Origin of the sequence: uncultured Oscillibacter sp., assembly GCF_910584465.1 — a bacterium.
In the GTDB taxonomy this organism is placed as follows: domain Bacteria; phylum Bacillota; class Clostridia; order Oscillospirales; family Oscillospiraceae; genus Oscillibacter.
In genome coordinates, this window is record NZ_CAJUBK010000101.1 from 1 (window position 1) to 5,133 (window position 5,133).

The 5,133-nt window shown below is 70.3% G+C and carries 4 protein-coding genes; 3 read left to right on the forward strand and 1 reads right to left on the reverse strand.

Features of this window, described 5'->3' with window-relative positions; genetic code table 11:
• The first annotated feature begins 318 nt into the window (after nucleotides 1-318).
• Nucleotides 319-1,845: a flavodoxin gene (locus QZ332_RS13010; protein WP_295766201.1), complete on the forward strand. Its 1,527-nt coding sequence runs from the start codon at nucleotides 319-321 to the stop codon at nucleotides 1,843-1,845.
• Between the two features lie 302 nt (nucleotides 1,846-2,147).
• Nucleotides 2,148-2,882 carry a carboxymuconolactone decarboxylase family protein gene (locus tag QZ332_RS13015; RefSeq protein WP_363324012.1) on the forward strand — a complete coding sequence of 245 codons (735 nt, stop codon included), beginning with the start codon at nucleotides 2,148-2,150 and terminating at the stop codon, nucleotides 2,880-2,882.
• Nucleotides 2,883-2,991: 109 nt separating this feature from the next.
• Here QZ332_RS13015 and QZ332_RS13020 read toward each other — a convergent pair whose 3' ends face one another.
• Nucleotides 2,992-4,509, reverse strand: coding sequence for a YifB family Mg chelatase-like AAA ATPase (locus QZ332_RS13020; protein ID WP_295766203.1), 1,518 nt, complete (start codon nucleotides 4,507-4,509; stop codon nucleotides 2,992-2,994).
• A gap of 337 nt (nucleotides 4,510-4,846) precedes the next feature.
• Between QZ332_RS13020 and QZ332_RS13025 the strand changes: the two genes are divergently transcribed.
• Nucleotides 4,847-5,133, forward strand: a 287-nt coding sequence (locus QZ332_RS13025; RefSeq protein WP_295766205.1) for a hypothetical protein, incomplete at its 3' end; no start/stop codon positions are given.

The following is a 5,133-nucleotide window of genomic DNA, read 5'->3' on the forward strand; positions in this document are numbered from 1 at the left end:
GGATCTCTTCGCTTTCGCCCCCGACTCGCTCCGCTGGACGCGGGGACGAGGGGGACGGGGGACGCGGGGCTGTTTTCAAAAAACGGTCATGGCCTCATCCATCATGGCCGCATACTCCAAGGGAAGCTCCAGCATCGGGAGGGTGCTGGAGCTTCTTTCATGCCTTCCAGGCATGGGAAGGGATAGCGACAAAGTATTTTACATCGCAAGCCTCATCGGATAAAATCGGAGCTGTCGAACAGGCGGCCCCGCTCTCCCCTGTCCCGCCGGACGCCGGGGACGGGCCGCATCATCTCACGAATGGAAAGGAAGATCCCCATGGAAAGGACGAAACGATCCTATGCCCTCGCGCTGGCGCTTTGTATGGCGCTGGCCCTGACCGCCATGGTCTCGGCGGAGGAGACCGCCTTCTCGGACGTGGACGGCGATGCCCCCTATGCGGCAGCGGTCCGCTGGGCGGCGGAGAACGGCTACGTCACCGGCTACGGCAGCGGCCGCTTCGGTGCGGACGACCCCGTCACCCGCGCCCAGATGGCGGCGATCTTCCACCGCTCCGCCGGGAGCCCCGCCGTCTCCGGGACCGTCCGCTTCCCCGACGTGGCCCCCACGGCCTATTATGCCGGCGCCGCCGCCTGGGCGGCGGACAGCGGCCTGGTGAACGGCTACGCCGACGGGCGCTTCGGCGCGGACGACCCCGTCACCCGCCAGCAGCTCATCACCATCCTCTGGCGCTGGGCCGGGAGCCCCGAGGCGTCCGCAGAGGATCTCCCGGACGAGAGCGCCATCGCCGCCTACGCCCGGACGGCGGCAGACTGGTCCCAGGCGAACGGCATCCTGGCCCTCCGGGCCGGCGGGCGCTTCGATCCCCGGACGCCCGCCACACGGGCGGAGGTGGTCTCCGCCCTGTATCAGTACCGCCGCCTGCCCGGCGGCGAAACGCCCGCTCCCGCTCCGGCCCCCGCTCCCGGCGGAGGCGGCAGGGTCCTGATCGCCTACTTCTCCAACACCGGCAGCACCGAAGCCATCGCCAAGCACCTGGAGGCGGTCCTGGGCGCGGACCTCTACCGGATCGTCCCGGAGATCCCCTACACCCCCGCCGACCTGGACTACACCGATCCAAACTGCCGCGCCAACCGGGAGCAGGGCGACGCTCTCGCCCGTCCGGCCATCTCCGGCGCGCTCCCGGATCTGTCGGACTATGACGCCGTCTTCCTGGGCTACCCCATCTGGCACGGCCAGGCGCCCAAAATCCTCTATACCTTCCTGGAGAGCGCGGACTTCGGAGGCAGGATCATCGTGCCCTTCTGCACCTCCGGCAGCAGCGGGATCGGCTCCAGCGCCGCGGGCCTCCGGGCCTCCGCCCCCGATGCCGTCTGGCTGGAGGGCCGGCGGTTCAGCGGCGGCGCGTCCCGGGACGACGTGGGGTCCTGGGCCGGCGGATTGGACCTGCCCGCCGCATCCGCGGCGGAGGCGGACGCGGAGGGAGCCTCCCCGGCGCTGGATATCACGGTCAACGGCGTCACCCTCACCGCAGCGCTTTCGGACAACTCCTCCGCCCGGGCCTTCCGGGACCTGCTGGCGGAGGGCCCCCGCACCATCGAGATGCACGACTACGCCGGCATGGAGAAGGTGGGCCCCCTGGGCCGGAGCCTCCCCGCCAACGATGAGCCGATCGACACCCAGGCGGGGGACATCATCCTCTACCAGGGCGATAAGATCGTCCTCTATTACGCGCCCAACTCCTGGGACCTCACCCGCCTGGGCCGCATCGACGATGCCGGCGCGGCGGAGCTGCGGGAGATCCTGGGCGGCGGGGACGTGTCCGTCACCTTCTCCCTGGGCTGACACGGGACGGCGGAGCAAGCCTCCCGCGGCCCAGTCCGCGGGGCCGCCCCGGCAGGGGGGCCCTATGGAGGCCCCTCCCCGCCCTGGGCCCAGGTCGGAAGAGGCCGGACCGCCTCCCGCCCCGGCAGGGGCCCGGCGGGACCGCCTCACGGGCCTCCCCCCGGCGGCGGTCTCCGGGCAGGCCATGGAGGACATGGCCGCCCCGGACCCGGGGCCTGGCGAGGCCATCGGCCGCAGCAAGGCGGGGACCGCCAAACACCTCAGCAGATCCAAACTACAAAGATGAACGGAGGAGATCGATCATGGTGAAACAGACGGCAGGCAGGGATCAGCTGGGCGGGTTCGCCCCCAAGTTCGCGGAGCTGAACGACGACGTGCTCTTCGGTGAGGTCTGGAGCCGGGAATGGGGACTGTCCCTGAAGATGCGCTCCATCCTCACCGTCTCCGCCCTGGTGAGCAAGGGGCTGGTGGACAGCTCCTTCCAGTTCCATCTGGTCAACGCCAAAAAGAACGGCGTCACCAGGGACGAGATGGCGGAGATCCTCACCCACCTGGCCTTCTACGCCGGGTGGCCCAACGCCTGGGCGGCGTTCCGCGCGGCGGTGGAGGTCTACAAGGACGACGGCGGCGCGGACGGGGGCCTCTTCGGCCTGGGCACGCCCAACGAAGCCTATGCCCGGCATTTCACCGGCAAGTCCTATCTCAAGCCCCTGACGGACCCCGGGGAGACGCTCTTCCTGGCCAACGTCACCTTCGAGCCGGGCTGCCGGAACGACTGGCACATCCACCATGCCTCCAAGGGCGGCGGGCAGATCCTCCTCTGCACGGACGGCCGGGGCTGGTATCAGGCGTGGGGGCAGGACGCCCGGGAGCTCGGCCCCGGCGACGTGGTGTACGTCCCCGCCGGGGTGAAGCACTGGCACGGCGCGGCGAAGGGCTCCTGGTTCAGCCACGTGGCCCTCGAGGCCCCCGGCGAGGACTGCTCCACCGAGTGGTGCGAGGCCGTGGACGACGCGCAGTACGGGGCGCTGGACTGAGGGGATGCGCCCCCGGCCCCTGCCCAAGCCGTCCCGGATGATACGAGGAAGGCCCGCCGCGAGGCAGCTCCCCCATGGGGGCCGTCCCGCGGCGGGCCTCCGCCCTCCGTCATCCTTTCAGGATGTCCGTGTCCCGGTACTGGATGGCCTCCGCCAGGTGCGCCGCCCCGATGTCCGCCTCTCCGTCCAGATCGGCGATGGTCCGGGCCACCCGGAGGATGCGGTCGTGGGACCGGGCCGTCAGGCCCATGCGCTGGAAGGCGCTTTTCATCAGCGCCTCCCCGGCGGCGTCCAGGCGGCAGAACCGGCCCATCTGGGCGGGGGCGATCTGGGCGTTGCAGCTCTGCCCGCTGCCCGCCAGGCGCCTGGCCTGGATGGCCCTGGCGGCGTCCACCCGGGCCTTGACCGCCGCCGAGGGCTCCGGCTCCTCTGCCCGGCGCATGGCCTCGTATTCCACGGACGGCACGGAGACATGGAGGTCGATGCGGTCCAGCAGGGGGCCGGAGATCTTCTCCACATACCGCTCCCGCTCCCGGTCGGAGCAGGTGCAGCGCCGGTCCGGATGCCCCCGCCAGCCGCAGCGGCAGGGGTTCATGGCGCAGACCAGCTGGAACCGGGCGGGCAGGCGCATGGTGCCCCCGGCCCGGGAGACCGTGACCTCCCCGTCCTCCAGCGGCTGGCGCAGGGCCTCCAGCGCGTCCCGGCGGAACTCCGGCAGCTCGTCCAGGAACAGCACGCCGTTGTGGGCCAGGGAGATCTCCCCGGGCCGCATGGCGGAGCCGCCCCCGGTCAGGGCGGAGGCGGAGCAGGAGTGGTGGGGGCTGCGGAAGGGCCGGCGGGTCAGCAGGGGGCGCTCCGGGTCCGTCAGCCCCGCCACGGACCACACGCCGGAAGCCGCCAGGGCCTCCTCCCGGCTCATGTCCGGCAGGATGGAGGGCAGGCGCTTGGCCAGCATGGACTTCCCCGCGCCGGGCGACCCGATGAGCAAGAGGTTGTGCCCGCCCGCGGCGGCGATCTCCAGGGCCCGCTTCACGTTCTCCTGGCCCATCACGTCCCGGAGGTCCGGCAGGCCCGCCTCGTCCTCCCCCGGCGTCCAGGCCGGAGCGGGCGGGAGGAGGGCCTCCCCCCGGAGGTGGGCCGTCAGCGCCGCCACGTTTTCCACGCCGTAGACGGTGAGGCCGCCGGCCAGCGTGGCCTCGGCGGCGTTGGCGGCGGGGACGAAGAGCCGGCGGATGCCGGCCCGCGCCGCCGCCAGGGCCATGGGGAGGACGCCCGTCACGCTCCGCAGCGACCCGGTCAGGGACAGCTCGCCGATGAAGGCCGCGTCCGCCGGAGGCGCGGGGAGATCGCCGCCCGCCGCCAGGAGGCCGACGAAGATCGGCAGGTCGTAGATGGTCCCCGCCTTCTTCTGCCCCGCCGGGGCCAGGTTCACGGTGATGCGGCTGACGGGGAACTTGGCCCCGCAGTTCTTCACCGCCGCCCGGACCCGCTCCCGGGCCTCCCGGACGGCGGCGTCGGGCAGGCCCACCACATCGAAGGCCGGGAGGCCCCCGGAGAGGAAGCACTCCGCGCTGACCTCGTAGCCGGAGACGCCGCTGAGACCAAGGGAACGAACTGTGACGACCATGATAGGACCCTCCCCGTGAATGTTTCCTCCCTACTATACCACAGAAACGGCCGGGAGGGAAGGTGGACAGGGGAAATCGCTTTTTTTGCAGGGCCATCATAGGCGTGGGGAGCACCGGACGGACCCACCTCCGGTCCGTTTCCCCGGATGAAGGCGGGAAATTTACCCGTCAAGAAATTTTGACAAAATTTGTGCAAAAAATAACAAAGCGGCGGTTTACACTGGGAAAGAGCCGTGCTATAATGAGACCGCATGGGCATCCGGAGGGAGAGCGCCCGGGTGTCCTGTCTTGGAGAGACCGCCGTCCCCGGACGGCAAATTTACAGGAGGTAAGTTTATGGCAAGAAAGTTCAAGTCCATGGACGGCAACAACGCGGCTGCGTACGTCAGCTACGCGTTCACCGAGGTGGCGGGCATCTATCCCATCACCCCGTCTTCGCCCATGGCAGACTTGGTCGACCAGTGGTCCGCCGCGGGTCAGAAAAACATCTTCGGCACCACCGTCAAGGTCGTGGAGATGCAGTCTGAGGCCGGCGCTTCCGGCACGGTCCACGGCTCCCTGGCCACCGGTGCGATGACCACCACCTACACCGCCTCTCAGGGCCTGCTGCTGATGATCCCCAA